This is a genomic window from Burkholderia sp. JKS000303 (assembly GCF_002563755.1).
Lineage (GTDB): Bacteria > Pseudomonadota > Gammaproteobacteria > Burkholderiales > Burkholderiaceae > Burkholderia > Burkholderia anthina_B.
The window spans coordinates 841,071-861,169 of sequence record NZ_PDBZ01000003.1; the positions used below are offsets into that span (position 1 = coordinate 841,071).

Here is a 20,099-nt window from a genome sequence, read left to right on the forward strand (position 1 = left end):
GCTGTCGTTTTCCCGGTTTTCGAGTGGGGCGGGTCATACACGGGCGTATCAGCCCGACCGAAATTGCAGCGCGCAAGGAATATTCAAAGCCCCGGAGTTGCGGCGACGCTTGTTCGATTTCTGTTCGCGGCGCTGGCGATATTAGCACTTGCCGAGTTGTCTGCGGGGGCTGCGCCGCGTGCTCGCTCGGCTGGTCGCGTCACCGACTCGACTCGCCTCGCGTCCGTGACTACGTGAGCGCATTCAACGCCCGCGCGAATCGCTTGTCCGCCAGATACGCGACATTGAACCGGCAATACGCGGACGGCTGATCGGCCTGCGGCGAGAACACCGCGCCCGGCGCGAGGATCACGCCGCGCTCGAGCATCGCCTGCGCGAGCTGCATCGAGTCGGGCCACCCGGGCAACGCAGCCCATAGATACAGGCTCTGCTCGCATGGCCGATACACCTGCGCGCCGAGCCGGTCGAGCGCATCGAGCGCGGTGGCCGTCGCGCGCCGCAGCTTCTCCTGAAGATGATTCGTATGGCGGAGGAAATGCCCGTCGCTGACGATCGCATCGAGCGTGCGCTCGCAGTACTCGGAGCTGCTGACGTGGGTCAGCATCTTCACGTCGGCGAGGTCGCTCGCGAGCGCCGCGTTGCACGCGAGAAAGCCCACGCGCAACGCTGCCGACACCGACTTCGAGAAGCTGCCGATATAGATCGTCCGGCGCAGTTGATCGAGCGTCGAAATACGCGTGAGCGAACGCGGGCGCAGGTCGGCGAGCGCATCGTCCTCGACGATGATCAGGTCGTGCGCGTCGGCGAGTTGCAGGATCCGGTGCGCCTTCGCCGCGCTCGTATCGGTCGCGGTCGGGTTGTGCCCGACCGATTGCGTGAAGAACAGCTTCGGCCGATAGGCGGCGATATGCTCGGCCAGCTTCGCGACATCGGGGCCGTCGATCTCGCGCGGCACGCCGACGATGTTCGCGCCGCTCAGCTTGAGCTTGCCGAACAGCGGGTAGTAGCCGGGATCGTCGACGAGCACGGTGTCGCCAGGCCGCACGAAGTAGCGCAGCACGAGGTCCATCGCCTGGTTCGCACCGTGCGTGAGCACGATCTGCGTGGGCGGCGCCTCGATCTCGTAGCCGGCCAGCTTCTGTTGCAGCGACTGGCGCAGCGGCAGGTAGCCGAAGCGGCTGCCGTAACGAAACAGCGACGCGGAGCCGGTGCGCACGATGCGCTGCTGGTACTGGTTCAGCCGTGTTTCCTCGAGCCATTCGATCGGCGGGAAGCCTTCGCCGAGATTCAGCACGTCGGGCTTCTCGTGAAGCTGTTCGCGCATCAGCCACACGATGTCCATCGCGCGGCCGAGCGAACTCGGCTCGTCGATGTCGGGCGCGGCCGCCGCGCGCCGCGTGACAAAGAAGCCGGAGCCGCGGCGCGGCTCGATCAGCCCGTCGGCGGCGAGCATCTCGAACGCGCTGATCACGGTGTTCTTCGAACACCCGGACGCCTCAGCATATTCCCTGATGGAAGGCAGCTTCGCGCCGGCCGGCAACACGCCTTCCTCGATCTGTCTGGCGAGATTGTCCGCCATGGCGCCAGACAGGCTGGCTTTTGCACGCTGTTTCATCGCGATGTTCCGTCGCAGGGGTTCACTGTCATGGGTACGGATGTCTGACTGTCTGGTCCGTCTGTACCTTTTCAAAGGGTACAGCGTGACTATTATTCGGCTATCCGCTGCCCGCCGCAACCGCGACAGGCCACACTGCCACCCCGAAACAGAACGACCTCTCATGCCCATCGATTCCGCACTGCCCAACTTCCGCTCGCTCACGCCCGAACAACGCCTGGCCCACCTCGCTCGTACCGTCGGGCTCGACGATGCCGAGCACGCATTGCTCGCCGCCCCCGGCGCGCTGTCGCTCGACACCGCGAACGGCATGATCGAGAACGTGATCGGCACGTTCGAGCTGCCGATGGCGGTCGCCGGCTACTTCCGCATCAACGACCGTGACGTGATCGTGCCGATGGCCGTCGAGGAACCGTCGATCGTTGCGGCCGCATCGTATATGGCGAAGCTGTCGCGCGCGGCCGGCGGCTTTCGCACGTCGAGCAGCGGCCCGCTGATGCGTGCGCAGGTCCAGGTGATCGGCGTCGGCGATCCGTACGGTGCGCGGCTCGCGATCCTGCGGCACGCGGCCGAGCTGATCGCACTCGCGAACAGTCGCGACAAGGTGCTGGTCGGCCTCGGCGGCGGCTGCCGCGACATCGAGGTGCACGTGTTCCCGGACACGCCGCGCGGCGCGATGGTGGTTGCGCACCTGATCGTCGACGTGCGCGACGCGATGGGCGCGAACACGGTCAACACGATGGCCGAAGCCATCGCGACGCGTATCGAAGCGATCACGGGCGGGCAGGTACGGTTGCGGATACTGTCCAACCTCGCGGATCTGCGGCTCGCACGCGCAGAGGTACGGTACTCGGCCGCGACGCTCGCGACCGACGACTATTCCGGCGAAGCGGTGATCGATCGCGTGATCGACGCCTACGTGTTCGCGGCGACCGATCCGTATCGCGCGGCGACACACAACAAGGGGATCATGAACGGCATCGATCCGGTGGTGGTCGCGACCGGCAACGACTGGCGCGCGGTGGAAGCCGGCGCGCATGCGTATGCGAGCCGCAGCGGCCGCTACACGTCACTGACGACGTGGGAGAAGGCCGACAACGGCGACCTCGTCGGCACGATCGAGATGCCGATGCCGGTCGGGCTCGTCGGCGGTGCGACCAAGACGCATCCGCTCGCGCGTCTCGCGCTGAAGATCATGAACGTGACGTCCGCGCAGGAACTCGGCGAGATTGCGGTCGCGGTCGGCCTTGCCCAGAATCTCGGTGCGCTGCGCGCGCTCGCGACCGAAGGCATCCAGCGCGGCCACATGGCGCTGCATGCGCGCAACATCGCCGTCGCGGCCGGCGCGACGGGCGCGGACATCGACCGGATCGCGCAACGGATGGTCGCCGAGAAAGACGTGCGCGCGGATTTCGCGGTCGAACTGCTGGCGGCGCATGGCGACGCCTGATGCCTGACGCATGACGTTCGCGGGCATGCCGCATGACGCATGCCGTGCCGGGACAGCCGGCCACATATCAATCCAGGAGGAGACACATGGAACAGACCGGTTCAGGCGCGGTATCGGCGGCGCGGCATCGCGCGCAGCCGTTCGCGCAGGCCGATGCAGGTACCGACACGCTCGTCGAGGTGTGGGGCGACACGGTGGCCACGAAACATCTGGCCTGGTCGGTCCTGCTCGGCATCGCGATCAGCCTCGGCGCATTCGAGGCAGGCCGTCTCGCGCTCGCTTCATTCGTGCAGGACGCGGCCATCGCACGGGCCTATGCGATGTTGATCGGCCTCGGCGGCTGTCTGCTGGCCGGTGCGCTGTGCGCGTGCCTGTTCAAGCCGAAGCGCACGGTGATCGAGCATGCGGCCGACGGCCCCGAGCGCGACGAAGCGCTTCGGCAGCTCGCCGAAGCCTCGGGCGGGCTCGGGTCGGTGAGCGACCTGTCGCCGAGCGCACGCGCGGAGATGGAAGAGCTCGGACTGCTCGACCTGTTTGCTTCGTACGAAGCGTCGTCTGCGCGGGCGCGCACGGGAGGCCGCTGATGGACGCGCTTCTGCATGCACTGCCGTCGGCGCTGGCGATGGGCCTGCTCGGCGCGATCGTGTTCTCCGGCATCGGGCTGATCTCCGGCACCGACGAAACGACGACGATCGCGCCGCTCACGCTGCTCGTCGCACTGCTCGGCGTGCCGCCCGCCGGCGTGTTCACGTTCTTCCTCGCGGGCGCGGTGGCCAAGCACATCACGCACGCGATCCCGACCGCGCTGCTCGGCATTCCCGGCGACACGATGGCCGCGCCGCTGTTGCAGCAGGCGACGCTGCTGCGCGCGCTCGGCGTGCCGCACATCGCGCTGCGCAAGATGATCTCCGGCGCGATCGTCGCCGCGTTCGTCGCGCTGCCGCTCGCGGTGCTGTTCGCGTCGCTGCTCGCGCCGTTCGGCACGGCGATCGCGAAGGCCGCGCCGTGGGTGTTCCTCGCGGCGGCAGTCGGCATCGCGTATTTCTCCGCGGGGCGCTGGGCGGCGGTGCTGCTGCTCGTGCCGTTCGTGATGCTGGTGGTCGGGCTGCAGGCGCTGACCGGTCACTATGGCGTGAAGCTCAGCGTCAGCTACTTCCTCGGCATCGCGATCGGGCCGCTGGTCGCCGACCTGTTCTCGATCCTGTCGCCGGCCGAGCGGCGGCGCATGCGGCGCGACGGGCCGTCGACGTTCGTGCTCGCACCGGACGTGAAGCGCTGGCGCGGCTACTTCCCGAATCCGCTGAAGGTGCTCGATCGCGAGCAGGTGGGTTGGACGGTCGGGACGGCCGCCGTGTCGAGCGCGACGTTCGTGTTCAGCCCGGTCGCGATGACGGTGCTGATGGGCGAGATCGTCGGTGCGCGCGTGCGGCATGCGTACCAGCGGCTGACGACCGTGATCGCCGCGCGTAACGGCGTGACGGAGGCGACCTACATCGCCGAGGCGCTGATTCCGCTGATCGCGTTCGGGCTGCCGCTGAGTCCGGTGGCGGCGGGACCGGCCGCGCCGCTCTTCAATGCGCCGCCGCGCTTCACGGTCGACGCGGCGAGCGGGCAGATCCACAACCTCCATACGCTGATGAGCTGGCCCGAGTTTCTCGGCTACGGGCTGCTGTCGATCCTGCTGGCCGCGCTGATCGCGTATCCGCTGGCGATGCATCACGCGCACCGCGCGGCGTCGTTCGTCGCGCGCAAGCTGAGCCACGAAGCGATCATCGCGACCTTCGCGGGGTTGATCGTCGTGATCGGGGTCTGGGAAGGCCAGTTGCTCGGGCTCGCGGTGATCGTCACGATCGGCCTGTTCGGCGGCATGCTGTCGCGCCTGTTCGCGTTCAACACGGGCGTGCAGTTCATGGGTTACTACGTCGCGGTGCTGAGCGTGCCGGCAATCGTCAAGCTGCTCTGACGCATCGGCGCACGGGGCCGTGCGTGCCGCGCGGCCCCGAAACGCGCCGTTTCGCGTGCGATTTTGAATCGCTGTGTGTCGTTCCCGAACGCAGATACGTTGAGATACAAGACATCCGGACCGTTCGGATATAAAACCGGTGAAGCAGTTCACACGGCGGCGCGGTGCCATGCGCCGCTCGCGTGAACGGCGATACTGGAGCGCTCGCACATGCGCGGGCTCCATCCTTGGCGATCGACAATGGAGAACGAGTCATGCCTGATACCGTGAATACCCGCCGCCGTCTGATCCTTGGTACGACGCTCGCCAGCCTGAGCCTTGCCGACCTCGGGTTCGGCTCGCTGGCGCGCGCGCAGTCGGCACCCGATGCGTCGGCACCGAAGCGCGCGGCCGGCGTCGCGTCGCTCGGCAAGATCCACCAGATCGACGCGGGCGTGCTCAACGTCGGGTATGCGGACCTCGGGCCGAAGAACGGGCCGGTCGTGTTCCTGCTGCACGGCTGGCCGTACGACATCTACAGCTACGCGGAAGTCGCGCCGCTGCTCACGGCGGCGGGCTACCGCGTGATCGTGCCGTATCTGCGCGGCTACGGGTCGACGACGTTCCGCTCGGCCGACACGGTGCGCAACGGCCAGCAGGCAGTGACGGCCGTCGACATCGTCGCGCTGATGGATGCGCTGAAGATCGACCGCGCGGTGTTCGGCGGCTACGACTGGGGCGCGCGCACGGCCGACATCATCGCGGCGCTGTGGCCGCAGCGCGTGAAGGCGCTGGTGTCGGTGAGCGGCTACCTGATCGGCAGCCAGGAGGCGAATCGCAAGCCGCTGCCGCCGCAGGCCGAATTCCAGTGGTGGTATCAGTTCTATTTCTCGACCGAGCGCGGCGCGCTCGGCTATGCGGCGAATCGCGATGCGTTCAACAAGCTGATCTGGCAGCTCGCGTCGCCGAAGTGGCAGTTCTCCGACGAGACCTATGCGCGCAGCGCCGCGTCGTTCCGGAACCCCGATCACGTGGCGGTAGTGATCCACAACTATCGCTGGCGTCTCGGGCTTGCGAAGGGCGAGGCGCAATACGACGACATCGAGCGGCGTCTCGCGGCCGGCCCGGCGATCACCGTGCCGACGATCACGATGGAAGGCGACGCGAACGGCGCGCCGCATCCGGAACCGGCAGCGTATGCGAAGAAGTTCACGGGCAAGTATCAACACCGGACGATCACCGGCGGCATCGGTCACAACCTGCCGCAGGAAGCGCCGCAGGCGTTTGCCGATGCGATCCTGCAGGTGGAGCATCTGTGATGCGGGCGGGTGCTGGCTGGTGTGTTGATCGGGGGTGGGCGTGTCGACGTGTCGGAGCGCGCTCGGCGCTGACCGGGCCCGGTCGCCCGGATGGCGTTGCCGTGTCGTTGACTCACCACGAATAGCCCTGCATGCCGTAATCCGTGTCGTGTCGGCGTCCCCACCATGGGAGGTAGGCGTTGTTCCCGCCGCGTGCGCGGAACCAGTCCTTGGTCGGATCGATTGGCGTGAGCTTCGACGGGGGCATGACGACAACCGCGACGGGATGTTCGGGATCGGTTGTGCCGGCAACCAGTGCGTTGCCGCCGTAGTGATTGACGCGGCCGATCGCGAGCGCCACGTTGGTCAATGCGCTACCGGTTCCCATGTCGCCAAGCAAACCGGCCGTGTTGAAGGTCTGCTTCATGTAGTCGTATTCCGGAAGGGTTTCAGTCAACGTTCGTGTGAGCGAAACAAGGCGTGACGACGATGTGTCACTGGGTTTACCGGCGTCGTGGAAGATGTAGTTGATGTCCGGAACGGCGATACCGGCATTGCGGGCGGCCTGGTCGATGGCGACCTTCCACGCTTGCACGGCACGGGTGGTGCCGACCTTCCGCTCAAACGCCTGTGTATTGCCGGTTGCGGCCTTGCCAATCCACGCGAGCGGTTCGCGCTCGGTGTTGAAGTTCGGGCCGGCGAGGAACAGTACGACGAGGTTCTCGTTGATCTGGGCGTCCGTGGGCGGGAAGTTTGGTGCGTCCCAGTTGATCGCCCATACGGTCTTGTCAGGATTCGCCTGCAAGTAGTCCAGCGCGTTGTCCAGCGACGTGAAGCCGGCGTTCGCACCGCCTTGCGTGATGTGCACGTCGGGAGGCGTGGGGCGGCTCCACATCGTCGGGAAATATGGATTTCCGATCAAGAATGTCGACTTGATCTCCTTGGTCAAAAATTCTCTCGATTCTGCGATTTCGAGCCGTTCCGGAATCGCCAACTCAACATGAATTCCGGCCAGTTCGCGCCAATCCTTGGGATCGTTGGGTTTAACCGTGTAAAAATAGGATGAGTTCATCGCGTAGCGGTTACGCAATAAATCCAGGAATTCCTCCATATATTTATGGTAAAACCCCTTAAACGTTTCCTCGCCTTCGTTGCCGTATGCGATACCCGCTACAGATTGCAGCGTAGTAAAGGACTTCGGATCGGTGCGAACCATATCGTCATTTTTGTTAGGTGCTGAAAGCCCTTGCGTCCACAGCAATTGCCACTCGGTAGGATAGTCCCTGCGTTGCAGTGGATTCAGCCAAATCAGGCCGACAACCTGCGCGACGAATGGCCTTGCCGGTTCTGCTACTGCTAGCGCGGTGTTGCCCGCGGACTCCTGCGCAGGCACTGCTTGTGCCGAGCGCATCGCGGCCGTGGTGAACAGAAACACCATGAGCGCGGTCAGGCCGGGTACGACAACGAATCGTTTCATCCAGTCTCCCATTTCCAAATGTGCCGGGCCGGGTTGTTCTACGTGTGCCATCAACGTGGCCATGAGTACGGCGGTGATCAGCCATGTCAAAACGGCGATGGCAGCGCGGCGCGGCCATGTGGCGATTAGCGTCTTCAAATCACACCCCCGACCCTTAGATAAAACTCGCCCTCACGCTCATCCAAGATCGCGTCGGGTATTGCCCCCTCGCTTTTCTCTGCATGTACCCATTTATGCATAGGGAGGTCATCGACAGTTCCCGATTTGAAATACTTCGCGTATTTCTTGACCTGACCGTCATCCGGGGCGCCTGCCACCATGCGCCAGTCGGCCTGAATACGCAGCTCTTTGAGCTGCTTCTCCGTCAGATAGCACCGCCCCACGGCAACGTCATACGCAAGGGCCTTCTCGGCATGCTCGGGATTGGTCATCGTCGTAGAGTGGTTGGTCGGACTATTGGTCGCGCCGCGATCGAGCCAGTCGACGATCTGCTTGTCGCGCCATTCCTTGTAGCCTTCTGGCATTTCGCTTTTGCCGTCCTCGCCAATCACATGGCCGTCGCGGTCGAGCCATTCGGTGTTCAATGTTCGACGTGCCTCCATCCGCATCAGCGCGCGATCCTCGTAGCGCTGCCCGGCTTCGGTTGCTGCCGTGCCTTGCGCAACGCTGTCCTTGTTCTTTGCTTTGTACTGGTCGTAGGGATCGTCAGCCCGTTTGTCTGCATCGGCCTTGCTCGCATCACGCCATGCAGCCGGTGGATCGTTGCCTTCGTTGAAGTCGCTTACCGCGTCACCGTCCTTCGTTTCGACGGGTTTGCCGAATCGCAAGGCCTTGGGCGGAAATGGATCATCCAGCGCGGGAGCATCCGCTACCACCGTCCAGCCCTTTGGTGGATCGGCGTTCACGCGGAGCATGTTCAACGCCGAACTGATGCCGGTCACGACGAACATGAGCGGTGCGGTTGCCAGCGTCGCCGCTATACCCCAAACACTCTCATTGTCTTTGACTGCGCCGATCAGGTTGAATTTGGCCGGTGGCGATGGCGGGTACCAGAAGCCTGACTTCGTTCCTGGCTTGCCATGCCGCCAGTCATCCTCCCAATACCGATAGGGTTTCTGTACGCCGACGGGAAAGCCGGATGCGAACACGCGCTGCGTCAGGACACCAGCGGCGCTGATGTCGTCGAGTTCATGCTTGCTGATCCCGCGCCAGCCGATGCCTTGAACCGTCACCGCCGAAATCACCTGATCGTGCGGACAGCAATACGCGGTGACGCGGCCATACGTCGATCCATTCAAGCCATGCCGATCGCGATCCTGTTGCGCGGCATAGGACCGGTTGCTCGTTGGCGAGATCCGCTTGTTTTTCATGTCTTCATCAACCTTGTCCACCGGTTGTTCGAAGTCCTTGCGGGCACCAATGATCGACAGGAATTTGCCGAACGTTTTCGTGCGCGCGGCGTAGCTTTGCCGTCCACGATGACCGCTCGCATCTTTCGTCGCGCGTTGCGACCACGTATCCATGAACGTGTCGGATTTGTACGGGCCATCTGCATTCGCAAGGCTGTACGGCGCGTTTGCCAGCACATAGGCGTCCGCGACGCAGTGGCCCATGCGGCCCCACGGATCTTCAACATCGGGGAATGCGTCGCCGAAGAACGCCGCCGTGAGGCCGACGATGTTGCCTTGGCTATGGCATACGACGGTAATCGGTACATCAGCCTGCATCTGGCGGATCGACTCGATCAATCTGGCTAATCGCAAGGCCGCGAGCACGCCATACGCGCGGGGCGGCGCGCGGTACAAAGGGCGATTGGTTGGATTGATGCCTTGCACGGTCATCCATCCCATCGTTCGATCATCGAGACCGCCGTGCCAAAGGTCGGGCAGGCTCGAGCAGCCATTGGTGAACGGACCGCCGCCCCAGTAGTCCTTCTCGTTGAGGAAGATCTTGTCGCCGTACTCTTTCAATTCCGCCGCAGTCGCGCGATAGCCCCACCGGAAATGAATGACTGGCGAAAATGACGGCTCGGGCTTGATGTAGTTGCCAGACCAAAGCTTCGGATTCAAGAACCCATCCGGCGTCACGCTTTCGGTGTACTTCGCCGGCGTCAATTGCCCGGCTTCGATGCCGTGATACATCAATTGATCGTCGAGCCGCCCGATCCGGCGATTGAGGCCTTTGCACAGCCCGTCCTCCGTCGCATCGAACCATTCGCCCTCCGAGTTCACGCCATGCACGAAGATGACGACACCGGGCAAGGGCATCTGCCTGACGCAGATAAGCGGTATGCCCTTCACGAACCTCGTCACCCCTTCGACGCGACCGACGATGATCGGCGGTGGTTCGGGGCGTGATTTAGGTGCGTCGGGCGTATTGACCTGAGCAGCGGGTTCGTCAGTGGGCGTGTCCGCTATCGGTCGCGGATCGAGAAATGAATCGGTCATCCAGACTCCTTGGCATGCCTGATACGTTCCTCCGTCATCGGATCGATATCGGAAGAATCGATAAGTGTCCGAATCAAAGAAGAACCGGAACGAGGCGGCAAGCATAACGATCTGGCACACACGAAAAAACACTGATTCCGGAAAAATGCGCGCAAAGGCCGTGGCAACGAACGCGGATTGTCAGAATGTGTTTCAAGCAGGAATGCTTCGCATTGCTTCATGGATGTAGATGCACGCGACCTCTCGATCCGATTCGTCTGTGAGGTGCGTTATCCGGTGATGAAATCGTGTGATGCACGTGCGTACGACACTGCGTCCGTACCTTGCAGCGCCTGAATCGTTATCGTCCGTGCAAGCGTGGCAAGACCGACGCGTTTGCATTGCACTTTATCGATCGCCGCTTCATAAAAATCGGATTGTGCTGAAGCCATGTTGTTGAAACATGCCGGATACATGAGCGGGTTCTACTGTCGACACGCAGCAAACGTTCGGTGCCAGACTTTCGCGTCGGACGCCCGGTGATCGATACCCCACTTCCTCCAGCGAGCGCGCTCGTGAAAGCCGCTCGAATCCTCGCGGTTGCCGTGCTCGTTTCAATTCCATGACGACGTCCAGTGCGCCGCTCGTGACTTCACGGCACGGCCGCCTTTCAAAATCCTTCGATGCATGACATCGAACTGTCATCTCCTCACATCCCCCGCACGCCCCCGCCCCGATAGCGTGCCTCTGCTATTGCATTTCACGCGCCGCTGATTAGGAAATGAATTTTTATTGGTTCTGCTTCTCCGAGTGCGCTCGCATAGTGGGGCTGACGGCTATAGACAGCACGCAAGCTGCACCGGCCGCATTCCCAGGGTGTTGGTTCATACGAATCTGCGAGAACAAGGAAGCGTCATGACTTTTGCATTGGAAGAACGAACCGCCGCACAGCAGGCGCTCGAGGACGCCCGCACGGCGGCCGCATCGGCGGGCACGCCTTACGCGGGCGGCGTGGCGCCGCAAGCCGCATGGGCGCTGTTCTCCGCCGGCGACGCGTTGCTGGTGGACGTGCGCACCGCGGAGGAACGGAAATTCGTCGGCCACGTGCCGGAGTCGCTGCACGTGCCGTGGGCGACCGGCACGAGCCTGACGCGCAACCCGCGCTTCGTGCGCGAACTGGAAGCGAAGACCGGCAAGGACGCGGTGGTGCTGCTGTTGTGCCGCAGCGGCAACCGGTCCGCGCAGGCGGCCGAGGCTGCGGCGAAGGCCGGGTTCACGCAGGTATTCAACGTGCTCGAAGGGTTCGAGGGCGACCTCGACGAGCGGCAGCAGCGCGGCGGCCGGAACGGCTGGCGCTATCGCGGCCTGCCGTGGGCACAGGACTGAGTCACGGCCGTTACGGGGAGAAGTCAGCATGGCCGCATTTGAAATCGACGACATCGTTCAGTCGCTCCAGACCGTGCGCCGCGCGTGGCGCGAGAAGCAGCGGCGCTCGCTCGAACCGGGCGGGCGCGACCTGCCGGCGCGCGAGGCGCTTGCGCAGATCATCGGCGCGCTGAAGGGCGTGCTGTTCCCGATGCGGCTCGGGCCACCCGACCTGCGCCAGGAAAGCGAGAACTTCCATGTGGCCCATGCGCTCGACGCGGCGCTGAACGCGCTGCTCGCGCAAGTGACGCTGGAGTTGCGCTACGCCGCGCGTCAGCGCAATGCCGACGCGCAGATCGACGACGTTGCATCCACGGCCGTGCAGGCCTTCGCTGCGCGCCTGCCCGACATTCGCCGCCTGCTCGACGGCGACGTGCTGGCCGCGTTCCATGGCGATCCGGCCGCCGGCAGCGTCGACGAAGTGCTGCTCTGCTATCCCGGCATTCTCGCGATGATCCATCACCGGCTCGCGCACGAACTGTACCGGCTCGGGCTGCCGCTGCTCGCGCGGATCATCGCCGAGCAGGCTCACGCGGAAACGGGCATCGACATTCATCCGGGCGCGCGCATCGGCGGCGGCTTCTTCATCGATCACGGCACGGGCGTCGTGATCGGCGAGACGGCGATCATCGGCGAGCGCGTGCGCGTGTACCAGGCCGTCACGCTCGGCGCCAAGCGTTTCCCGCGCGATGCGGCCGGCCATCTGGAGAAAGGGCTCGCACGCCATCCGATCGTCGAGGACGACGTCGTGATCTATGCCGGCGCAACGGTCCTCGGCCGCGTCACGATCGGCCGCGGCGCGGTGATCGGCGGCAACGTGTGGCTCACGCAGGACGTGCCGGCCGGTGCGAACGTCACGCAGGCCGTGCTGCGCAGCGAGGCGAATGCCGCGCCGCGTGTACGGGCCGAGCCGACTGAGCCGGCCGAGCCGGTGCCCGACACGCAGGTGACGCCATGAGCGACCTGATCCAGCACTTCGGCGCCAACGTGCGCAAGCTGCGCGAAGCGCGCACGTGGTCGCAGGAGCAGCTCGCCGAACACGCGGGGCTGAACCGTTCGTATGTCGGCGAGATCGAGCGCGGCGAGGCGATCGCATCCATCGTCACCGCCGACAAGATCGCGCGCGCATTCGACGTGTCGATCTCGACGCTGCTGCCGCGCGCGTACGTCACCTGACGGCGTCCCGCTTTTTCCCCTTCGGTTGTGCCGTGTGACGGCTATAGCATGTTGAGCCGGCAGGTGCGTGCTTCCGATAATCGCCAAGCGTCATAAGCAATCCCGTTTTTCATCTTAAGAATCCGGAGCCACACATGTCGACCGTTGCAAGCGGCACGGCCGCGCTGAGCGATCACGCCGCCCGCCAACTAGCGAACGCTACCAAGACCGTCCCCCAGCTTTCCACGATCACGCCGCGCTGGCTGACCCATCTGCTGCAATGGGTGCCGGTCGAGGCCGGCATCTATCGCCTGAACCAGGTGAAGAACCCGGAAGCCGTGCGCGCCGCGTGCACGCAGCTCGAGGACGAAAGCGTGCTGCCGCAGACTTTCGTGCCGTACGAGGAACAACCGCGCGAGTATTTCCTGAACGCGGTGAGCACGGTGCTCGACGTGCATACGCGGATCTCCGATCTCTACAGCAGTCCTCATGACCAGATCAAGGAACAGCTGCGCCTGACGATCGAGACGATCAAGGAGCTGCAGGAAAGCCAGCTGATCAACAACCCGGACTACGGTCTGCTCGCGAACGTGACCGACGAACAGCGGATCTTCCCGCTGACGGGCGCACCGACGCCGGACGATCTCGACGAGCTGCTGACCAAGGTGTGGAAGGAACCCGCATTCTTCCTCACGCACCCGCTCGCGATCGCCGCGTTCGGCCGCGAATGCACGCGGCGCGGCGTGCCGCCGCCGACGGTCAGCCTGTTCGGCTCGCAGTTCCTCACGTGGCGGGGCATTCCGCTGATCCCGTCGGACAAGGTGCCCGTCGCGGACGGCAAGACCAAGATCCTGCTGCTGCGCGTCGGCGACAAGCGCCAGGGCGTCGTCGGCCTCTATCAGCCGGGCGTCGCGGGCGAACAGGGGCCGGGCCTGTCGGTGCGTTTCATGGGGATCAACAACCAGGCGATCGCGTCGTACCTGATCTCGCTGTACTGCTCGCTCGCGGTCCATTCGCCGGATGCGCTGGCTGTCCTCGATGACGTCGAAATCGCCAAGTTCCATGACTATCCCGACACCTACCGTTAATCCCGGCTCGGCCACCGGCGACGCGCTCGCGCTGCCGCACGCGCCGCTGCCGGCCGGCCTGCCTGACCCGGCGGCGCTCGCGCGGCTCGCGTCCGAGTTCTTCGCGACGCCGCCCGGGCAGGCCACCGCGCCCGGGCTGTCGGCGGGCAGCGGCGCGGTCGGCGGCGTGCCGTCCGCATTGCCGGCGGCCGCGCCGATCCTGGCGTCGGTGAGCAACCCGGCGCCGGCCGGCTCGCCGCTCGCGGGGCCGGGCGGCACGGGTACCGGCGTGCCGGGGCTCGCGCTGCCGCAAGGCAAGGCGCCCGGCGCGAACCTCGCGCCGTCCGCGCCGACCCACGTGCTGTCGCTCGGCAACCGCGTGCCCGCGCTCGCGCCGCATGCGGCCGCGCAGAACGGGCTGCCCGACAACGCGGTGTCGATTGCGCCCGCGTTCGAGCCGCGCGTCGGCGGTGCGGCGCTCGGTGTGCCGCAGGCGAGCGCGGCGGTATCGGAAGGCGCGGTGAAGGGTGCGCCGACTGCGTCGCCGTACTACTTCACCGACGGTTCGCTGCAGGGCTGGCAGGCGACGCCGCAGGACATCGTCGTGCCGTCGAACGGGCTCGCGTCGCCCGAAGCGTTCGGGTTGCCGGGCGACGATGCGTTGCGCGACCTGCTCGCCGTGCATCGCGACGTGCCGGCTGCGCGTGCGTCGGGTGCGGACGTGCCGCGTTACTTCATCGACGATGCGCACGCCGCGGAGCTGCAGGGCAACCTGCATCGCGGCGCGCATCCGCCGTTCGACGTGAACGCGATTCGCCGCGATTTCCCGATCCTGCAGGAACGCGTGAACGGCAAGCAGCTCGTCTGGTTCGACAACGCGGCGACGACGCACAAGCCGCAGGCCGTGATCGACCGTCTCGCGTATTTCTATGCGCACGAGAACTCGAACATCCACCGCGCCGCGCATGCACTGGCGGGCCGCGCGACGGATGCATACGAGCATGCGCGCGACACCGTGCGGCGTTTCATCGGCGCTGCGTCGCCGGACGAGATCGTGTTCGTGCGCGGCACGACTGAAGCGATCAACCTGATCGCGAAGACGTGGGGCGTGCAGAACGTCGGTGAAGGCGACGAGATCGTCGTGTCGCATCTCGAGCATCACGCGAACATCGTGCCGTGGCAGCAGCTCGCCGCGCAGAAGGGCGCGAAGCTGCGCGTGATTCCGGTCGACGATTCGGGGCAGGTGCTGCTCGACAAATACCGGAAGCTGCTCAACGATCGCACGAAGATCGTGTCCGTCACGCAGGTGTCGAATGCGCTCGGGACGGTCGTGCCGGTGAAGGAGATCGTCGAGCTTGCGCATCGCGCGGGCGCGAAGGCGCTCGTCGACGGCGCGCAGTCGATCTCGCACATGCGCGTCGACGTGCAGGCGCTCGACGCGGATTTCTTCGTGTTCTCGGGGCACAAGATCTACGGGCCGACCGGGATCGGCGTCGTGTACGGCAAGCGCGCGATTCTCGACGACATGCCGCCCTGGCAGGGCGGCGGCAACATGATCGCGGACGTGACGTTCGAGCGTACGGTGTTCCAGCCGCCGCCGAACCGCTTCGAGGCCGGCACCGGCAACATCGCGGATGCGGTGGGGTTGGGGGCGGCGCTCGATTACGTGAGCCGCGTCGGCATCGAGAACATCGCGCGCTACGAACACGATCTGCTTGCGTATGCAACCAGCGTGCTCGCGCCGGTGCCGGGCGTGCGGCTCGTCGGCACCGCGCGCGACAAGGCGAGCGTGCTGTCGTTCGTGCTGAAGGGCTATGAGACCGAGGAAGTCGGGCAGGCGCTGAACGAAGAGGGCATCGCGGTGCGCTCGGGGCATCACTGCGCGCAACCGATCCTGCGGCGGTTCGGGCTCGAAGCGACGGTGCGGCCGTCGCTGGCGTTCTACAACACGTGCGATGAAGTCGATGCGCTCGTGCGTGTGGTGAGGCGGCTGGCGACGCGGCGCTGAGTCGCACTGCGAGTGACAAGGCCGCTTGCGGGCGTCGTCGATGACGCGCCGCAAGCGGCCTTTTTTTATGGCGAGCGTCCGATGCGGTTCGACGCACACGGCCATGCTCCACCACGGAGACGATTTTTTGGCGACGTGACGCGGCTCGTGGTCCGCTATCTGCTGTAAAAGGCGATACCGCCGGCTTCAACGCCCGGTCAGCATCCTTCCGCCGAGCCCCATCAGCAGCAACCCGGCCGTCGTATCGAGCACGGCCTTGCGCCGAATCAGCAGCCGGCGCACGGACGGGTGCGACGCGAGCAGCGCCATCGTGCAATACCACGCGCCCGAGATCCCGATCGACAGCACGACGACCGCGAGATCGAGCCACGCCGACGCGTGCGCCGGCACCATCAACGCGAAGATACTGCCGTAGAACGCGACGGATTTCGGGTTCGTCATGCTGACCACGTAGCCCCTTTTAGCGGCGTTCCAGTCGGAGGACGCGGCCGGCGCGGACGCGGGCAACGGCTTGCGCGCGGTCAGCACCATTTTCAGGCCGAGCCAGATCAGGTACGCGGCGCCTGCCAGCCGCAGCGCGGTGTGCACCCAGGCGACGTGGGTGACGAGCAGGCTCAGCCCGGCAATCGCGATCGCTGCCCAGGTGCCGGAGGCAGCGGAGAGGCCCAGGCCGGTCATCACGCCGGCGCGGCGCGACACGACTGCGGTCGACGTGACGATCACGAAATTCGGGCCCGGGCTGGCGACGCTCAGCAGCAGGACGCCGGCGAGCGGCAGCAAGGTGGCGATGGCGGTCGACATGGCTTTGGGGAGGCGACGAGGCGGAATGAGCGTTCATCTTACCGCGGACGCCGCGCCGCGCCGGTATGCGGGTCGATCAATAAAAAACGCGTGACGACTTTCGTCGCCACGCGTTGCCTTACCTCGGAATCGCCGGGCATGCCGGCGAACCGGCACACCGCGACGCATCGTCAGAAATCGAACCCCGGCCCGCCCGCGCCCGGGCCGCCCGGCGACGCGGCGGGTGCCGCATCCTTCGGCGCTTCGAACACGGTTGCATCGGTCGTCAGCAGCAGCCCGGCCACCGACGCCGCGTTCTGCAGTGCCGTGCGCGTGACCTTGGTCGGATCGAGCACGCCCGATTCGACGAGGTCGCCGTATTCGCCGGTCTGCGCGTTGTAGCCGAAGTTGCCCGTGCCTTCCGCGACCTTCGCGACGACCACGCTCGATTCCTCGCCCGCGTTCGCAACGATCTGGCGCAGCGGTTCCTCGAGTGCGCGCAGCACGATCTTGACGCCCGCGTCCTGATCGGCATTCGCGCCCTTCAGCTCGCGGATCGCCTGCCGCACGCGGATCAGCGCGACGCCGCCGCCCGGCACGATGCCTTCCTCGACGGCCGCGCGCGTCGCGTGCAGCGCATCGTCGACGCGATCCTTCTTCTCCTTGACCTCGATCTCGGTCGCGCCGCCGACCTTGATCACCGCGACGCCGCCCGCGAGTTTCGCGACGCGTTCCTGCAGCTTTTCACGGTCGTAGTCGGACGTCGCTTCTTCGATCTGCACGCGAATCTGCTTCACGCGTGCCTCGATGTTCTTCGCGTCGCCGGCGCCGTCGATCACGGTCGTGTTTTCCTTGCCGACCTCGATGCGCTTCGCCTGGCCGAGTTCGGCGAGCGTCGCCTTCTCGAGCGTGAGGCCCGTTTCCTCGGCGACGACTTGCCCGCCGGTCAGGATCGCGATGTCCTCGAGCAGCGCCTTGCGGCGATCGCCGAAGCCAGGCGCCTTGACCGCGACCGTCTTCAGGATGCCGCGAATGTTGTTCACGACCAGCGTCGCGAGCGCTTCGCCTTCGACGTCTTCCGCGATGATCAGCAGCGGGCGGCCCGACTTCGCAACCTGTTCGAGCACCGGCAGCAGGTCGCGGATGTTCGACACCTTCTTGTCGTGCAGCAGGATGTACGGGTTCTCGAGCTCGGCGATCTGCTTGTCGGGATTGTTGATGAAGTACGGCGACAGATAGCCGCGATCGAACTGCAGGCCTTCGACGACGTCGAGCTCGTCGGCGAGCGACTTGCCGTCCTCGACGGTGATCACGCCTTCCTTGCCGACGCGGTCGATCGCTTCGGCGATGCGCTGGCCGATCGATTCCTCGCCGTTCGCGGAGATCGTCGCGACCTGCGCGATTTCCTTGCTGGTGGTGGTCGGCTTGCTGATCTGCTTCAGCGCGTCGACGGCCGCTGCGACCGCCTTGTCGATGCCGCGCTTCAGATCAAGGGGATTAAGCCCGGCCGCGACGTATTTCTGGCCTTCGCGCACGATCGCCTGCGCCAGCACGGTGGCCGTCGTCGTGCCGTCGCCGGCGGCGTCGCTGGTGCGCGATGCGACTTCCTTCACGAGCTGCGCGCCGATGTTCTGCAGCTTGTCCGCGAGTTCGATTTCCTTCGCGACCGACACGCCGTCCTTCGTGACGACCGGTGCGCCGAAGCTGCGTTCGAGCACGACGTTGCGGCCCTTCGGCCCGAGCGTGACCTTCACTGCATTCGCGAGAATGTTGACGCCTTCGGTCAGCTTCGCGCGGGCGATGTCGCTGAAAATGATTTCCTTCGCTGCCATGATTGCACTCCGTTATTGATTGACGACCGCGACGATGTCTTCCTCGCGCAGCACCAGGAATTCGGTGCCGTCCACCTTGACGGCCTGGCCCGCGTACTTGCCGAACAGCACGCGTTCGCCGACCTGCAGGTCGGGCACGATGCGCTGGCCGTCCGTGTCCTTGCGGCCGGGGCCGACGGCGATCACTTCGCCCTGGTCGGGTTTTTCAGCGGCGCTGTCGGGGATCACGATGCCCGAGGCGGTGGTGGTTTCCTGGTCGAGTCGCTTCACGATGACCCGGTCGTGCAAGGGGCGTAGGCTCATCTTTCCGTCCTGTTCTGTTGCGTCGAAATTGGCTGGCACTCTTCATCAGAGCGTGCTGACGAGTATAAAAACGCACGGCGGCGCGATCCAATAACGGATTCGGAAAAGCATGTGCGCGAATGCGCTATGGGCGGGGGAGCGAGGCGGGGCAGTTGAACGACGCAGGGAGCAGAAGGCGGCTTGAGCCGCCTTCTTTCGTTACGAGGCGACGCGAATCACGACCTTTCCGAAATGCTGCCCCGACTGGAGGTACGCATAGGCTTGCGGCGCTTCGTCGAAGCCGAACACGCGATCGACCACCGGCTTGATCCGTTTCGCGTCGACGAGCCGAGCGACGTCGTCGAGCATCGCGCGGCTGCCGACCATGAAGCCGTGCAATTGCCGGACGCCGCCGATCAGCGACAGCAGATCGAGCGTCGGGCCGCCGAAGCTGCTGAGGCCGCCGATGATCGACACGGTGCCGCCGATTTTCGTCGAGGCGATCGAGTGCGGCAGCGTGTCGCGTCCGCCGACTTCGACGACGAGATCCGCGCCCGTACCGCCGGTGAGGCGCAGCACGTCATGTTGCCATTCGGGGGTCGTGCGATAGTTGATCGTTGCGTCCGCACCCAGTGCGCGAGCGCGTTCGAGCTTGGCATCGCTCGACGAGGTCACGATCGTGCGCAGTCCGGCCGCATGGGCGAGTTGCAGCGCAATGATCGACACGCCGCCCGTGCCGAGCAGCACGACGGTCGCGCCCGGTCCCAGCCCGCCGTCGACGAACAGCGCATTCCACGCGGTGATGCCCGCGCACGACAGCGTCGCCGCTTCGGCGTAGTCGAGATGCGCGGGAATCGCGACCAGTGCGGCTTCGTCGGAGACGAAGCGTTCGGCGAGCACGCCGTCGAAATGCGAGCCGGGCGACCCCGAGACTTTCTGCTGCGTGGGCGGCCCGTCGATCCAGTGCGGGAAATACGTGTTGATCACGCGATCGCCCGGCTTGAACCGCGTGACGTCGCGGCCGGTTTCGACGACTTCTCCGGCACCGTCGGCGACCGGGATCAGCGCGTCGGTGCCGATGCCGAGATAGTCGCCGCGCGCGAACATCAGGTCGCGATAGTTCAGCGCAGCCGCGTGGATTTTCACGACGACGTCGGTCGGGCCGACCGGACGAAGCGTCGCGTCGATGCGCCGGAGCCCGGCAACGCCGTCGCCCGGTTTGACTTGCCATGCATGCATGTCGACTCCTTTTCCCAGGTAGAGCGGACTATCATAGTGTCGCGAGGCGGGACGCATTGGCGAGAATTCGGCCAATGATTGTCGCCGCAGTGGACACAACCCT

General features: G+C 65.4%; 16 protein-coding genes. 9 read left to right on the top strand and 7 right to left on the bottom strand.

Features of this window, described 5'->3' with window-relative positions:
• Positions 1-229: 229 nt before the first annotated feature.
• Positions 230-1,615 (bottom strand): aminotransferase-like domain-containing protein, encoded by a 1,386-nt coding sequence (locus BX604_RS31785; protein ID WP_098554755.1) that lies wholly within the window; start codon positions 1,613-1,615, stop codon positions 230-232.
• Between the two features lie 163 nt (positions 1,616-1,778).
• Between BX604_RS31785 and BX604_RS31790 the strand changes: the two genes are divergently transcribed.
• The 4 genes from BX604_RS31790 to BX604_RS31810 all read left to right on the top strand — a co-directional run bounded on the left by BX604_RS31790 (position 1,779) and on the right by BX604_RS31810 (position 6,326).
• Complete coding sequence (locus BX604_RS31790; RefSeq protein WP_098554756.1) at positions 1,779-3,065, top strand: hydroxymethylglutaryl-CoA reductase, degradative; 1,287 nt, start codon at positions 1,779-1,781, stop codon at positions 3,063-3,065.
• Positions 3,066-3,151: 86 nt separating this feature from the next.
• Complete coding sequence (locus tag BX604_RS31795) at positions 3,152-3,649, top strand: hypothetical protein (RefSeq protein ID WP_098554757.1); 498 nt, start codon at positions 3,152-3,154, stop codon at positions 3,647-3,649.
• Positions 3,649-5,028 (top strand): tripartite tricarboxylate transporter permease, encoded by a 1,380-nt coding sequence (locus BX604_RS31800; RefSeq protein WP_098554758.1) that lies wholly within the window; start codon positions 3,649-3,651, stop codon positions 5,026-5,028. Before BX604_RS31795 ends, BX604_RS31800 begins: the two co-directional genes overlap by 1 nt.
• Before the next feature lie 254 nt (positions 5,029-5,282).
• On the top strand, positions 5,283-6,326 hold the full coding sequence (locus BX604_RS31810) for an alpha/beta fold hydrolase (RefSeq protein ID WP_098554759.1): 1,044 nt from the start codon (positions 5,283-5,285) through the stop codon (positions 6,324-6,326).
• A gap of 112 nt (positions 6,327-6,438) precedes the next feature.
• Here the strand turns inward: BX604_RS31810 and BX604_RS31815 are convergent, their stop codons facing one another.
• Both BX604_RS31815 and BX604_RS31820 read right to left on the bottom strand, forming a co-directional pair.
• Positions 6,439-7,782 carry a virulence factor gene (locus BX604_RS31815; protein ID WP_098555191.1) on the bottom strand — a complete coding sequence of 448 codons (1,344 nt, stop codon included), beginning with the start codon at positions 7,780-7,782 and terminating at the stop codon, positions 6,439-6,441.
• 134 nt (positions 7,783-7,916) lie between these two features.
• Complete coding sequence (locus BX604_RS31820) at positions 7,917-10,229, bottom strand: T6SS effector phospholipase Tle3 domain-containing protein (protein WP_098555194.1); 2,313 nt, start codon at positions 10,227-10,229, stop codon at positions 7,917-7,919.
• Positions 10,230-11,123: 894 nt separating this feature from the next.
• Between BX604_RS31820 and BX604_RS31825 the strand changes: the two genes are divergently transcribed.
• The 5 genes from BX604_RS31825 to BX604_RS31845 all read left to right on the top strand — a co-directional run bounded on the left by BX604_RS31825 (position 11,124) and on the right by BX604_RS31845 (position 15,863).
• On the top strand, positions 11,124-11,594 hold the full coding sequence (locus BX604_RS31825; RefSeq protein ID WP_098554760.1) for a rhodanese-like domain-containing protein: 471 nt from the start codon (positions 11,124-11,126) through the stop codon (positions 11,592-11,594).
• 28 nt (positions 11,595-11,622) lie between these two features.
• On the top strand, positions 11,623-12,591 hold the full coding sequence (epsC, locus tag BX604_RS31830) for a serine O-acetyltransferase EpsC (RefSeq protein ID WP_098554761.1): 969 nt from the start codon (positions 11,623-11,625) through the stop codon (positions 12,589-12,591).
• A complete protein-coding gene (locus tag BX604_RS31835; RefSeq protein WP_098554762.1) occupies positions 12,588-12,809 on the top strand; it encodes a helix-turn-helix domain-containing protein in 222 nt (73 codons plus the stop codon). Before epsC ends, BX604_RS31835 begins: the two co-directional genes overlap by 4 nt.
• Positions 12,810-12,943: 134 nt before the next feature.
• Positions 12,944-13,876 carry a family 2A encapsulin nanocompartment shell protein gene (locus BX604_RS31840; RefSeq protein ID WP_006479760.1) on the top strand — a complete coding sequence of 311 codons (933 nt, stop codon included), beginning with the start codon at positions 12,944-12,946 and terminating at the stop codon, positions 13,874-13,876.
• Positions 13,851-15,863, top strand: coding sequence for a family 2A encapsulin nanocompartment cargo protein cysteine desulfurase (locus BX604_RS31845; protein WP_098554763.1), 2,013 nt, complete (start codon positions 13,851-13,853; stop codon positions 15,861-15,863). Before BX604_RS31840 ends, BX604_RS31845 begins: the two co-directional genes overlap by 26 nt.
• A 186-nt stretch (positions 15,864-16,049) precedes the next feature.
• On the opposite strand, the gene BX604_RS31850 is transcribed toward BX604_RS31845, so the two are convergent.
• From BX604_RS31850 to BX604_RS31865, 4 genes are all read right to left on the bottom strand, one after another.
• Positions 16,050-16,664 carry a LysE family translocator gene (locus BX604_RS31850; RefSeq protein ID WP_098554764.1) on the bottom strand — a complete coding sequence of 205 codons (615 nt, stop codon included), beginning with the start codon at positions 16,662-16,664 and terminating at the stop codon, positions 16,050-16,052.
• A gap of 170 nt (positions 16,665-16,834) precedes the next feature.
• The gene (groL, locus tag BX604_RS31855) at positions 16,835-18,475 is read right to left on the bottom strand and encodes a chaperonin GroEL (protein ID WP_098554765.1); all 1,641 of its coding nucleotides are present in this window, start codon (positions 18,473-18,475) and stop codon (positions 16,835-16,837) included.
• A 12-nt stretch (positions 18,476-18,487) separates the two neighbouring features.
• Positions 18,488-18,778, bottom strand: a complete 291-nt coding sequence (gene groES / locus BX604_RS31860) for a co-chaperone GroES (RefSeq protein ID WP_098554766.1) — start codon at positions 18,776-18,778, stop codon at positions 18,488-18,490.
• Positions 18,779-18,976: 198 nt separating this feature from the next.
• The gene (locus BX604_RS31865; protein WP_098554767.1) at positions 18,977-19,996 is read right to left on the bottom strand and encodes a zinc-dependent alcohol dehydrogenase family protein; all 1,020 of its coding nucleotides are present in this window, start codon (positions 19,994-19,996) and stop codon (positions 18,977-18,979) included.
• Between the last annotated feature and the right edge of the window lie 103 nt (positions 19,997-20,099).

Excerpts from the sequence above, each read along its gene's own strand:
- BX604_RS31815 (WP_098555191.1), bottom strand. The coding sequence starts at position 7,782 with ATGAAACGATTCGTTGTCGTACCCGGCCTGACCGCGCTCATGGTGTTT.
- BX604_RS31845 (WP_098554763.1), top strand. The coding sequence starts at position 13,851 with ATGACTATCCCGACACCTACCGTTAATCCCGGCTCGGCCACCGGCGAC.
- epsC (WP_098554761.1), top strand. The coding sequence starts at position 11,623 with ATGGCCGCATTTGAAATCGACGACATCGTTCAGTCGCTCCAGACCGTG.
- groL (WP_098554765.1), bottom strand. The coding sequence starts at position 18,475 with ATGGCAGCGAAGGAAATCATTTTCAGCGACATCGCCCGCGCGAAGCTG.
- BX604_RS31810 (WP_098554759.1), top strand. The coding sequence starts at position 5,283 with ATGCCTGATACCGTGAATACCCGCCGCCGTCTGATCCTTGGTACGACG.
- BX604_RS31825 (WP_098554760.1), top strand. The coding sequence starts at position 11,124 with ATGACTTTTGCATTGGAAGAACGAACCGCCGCACAGCAGGCGCTCGAG.
- BX604_RS31820 (WP_098555194.1), bottom strand. The coding sequence starts at position 10,229 with ATGACCGATTCATTTCTCGATCCGCGACCGATAGCGGACACGCCCACT.
- BX604_RS31835 (WP_098554762.1), top strand. The coding sequence starts at position 12,588 with ATGAGCGACCTGATCCAGCACTTCGGCGCCAACGTGCGCAAGCTGCGC.
- BX604_RS31785 (WP_098554755.1), bottom strand. The coding sequence starts at position 1,615 with ATGAAACAGCGTGCAAAAGCCAGCCTGTCTGGCGCCATGGCGGACAAT.
- BX604_RS31800 (WP_098554758.1), top strand. The coding sequence starts at position 3,649 with ATGGACGCGCTTCTGCATGCACTGCCGTCGGCGCTGGCGATGGGCCTG.
- BX604_RS31865 (WP_098554767.1), bottom strand. The coding sequence starts at position 19,996 with ATGCATGCATGGCAAGTCAAACCGGGCGACGGCGTTGCCGGGCTCCGG.
- BX604_RS31795 (WP_098554757.1), top strand. The coding sequence starts at position 3,152 with ATGGAACAGACCGGTTCAGGCGCGGTATCGGCGGCGCGGCATCGCGCG.
- BX604_RS31840 (WP_006479760.1), top strand. The coding sequence starts at position 12,944 with ATGTCGACCGTTGCAAGCGGCACGGCCGCGCTGAGCGATCACGCCGCC.
- groES (WP_098554766.1), bottom strand. The coding sequence starts at position 18,778 with ATGAGCCTACGCCCCTTGCACGACCGGGTCATCGTGAAGCGACTCGAC.
- BX604_RS31790 (WP_098554756.1), top strand. The coding sequence starts at position 1,779 with ATGCCCATCGATTCCGCACTGCCCAACTTCCGCTCGCTCACGCCCGAA.
- BX604_RS31850 (WP_098554764.1), bottom strand. The coding sequence starts at position 16,664 with ATGTCGACCGCCATCGCCACCTTGCTGCCGCTCGCCGGCGTCCTGCTG.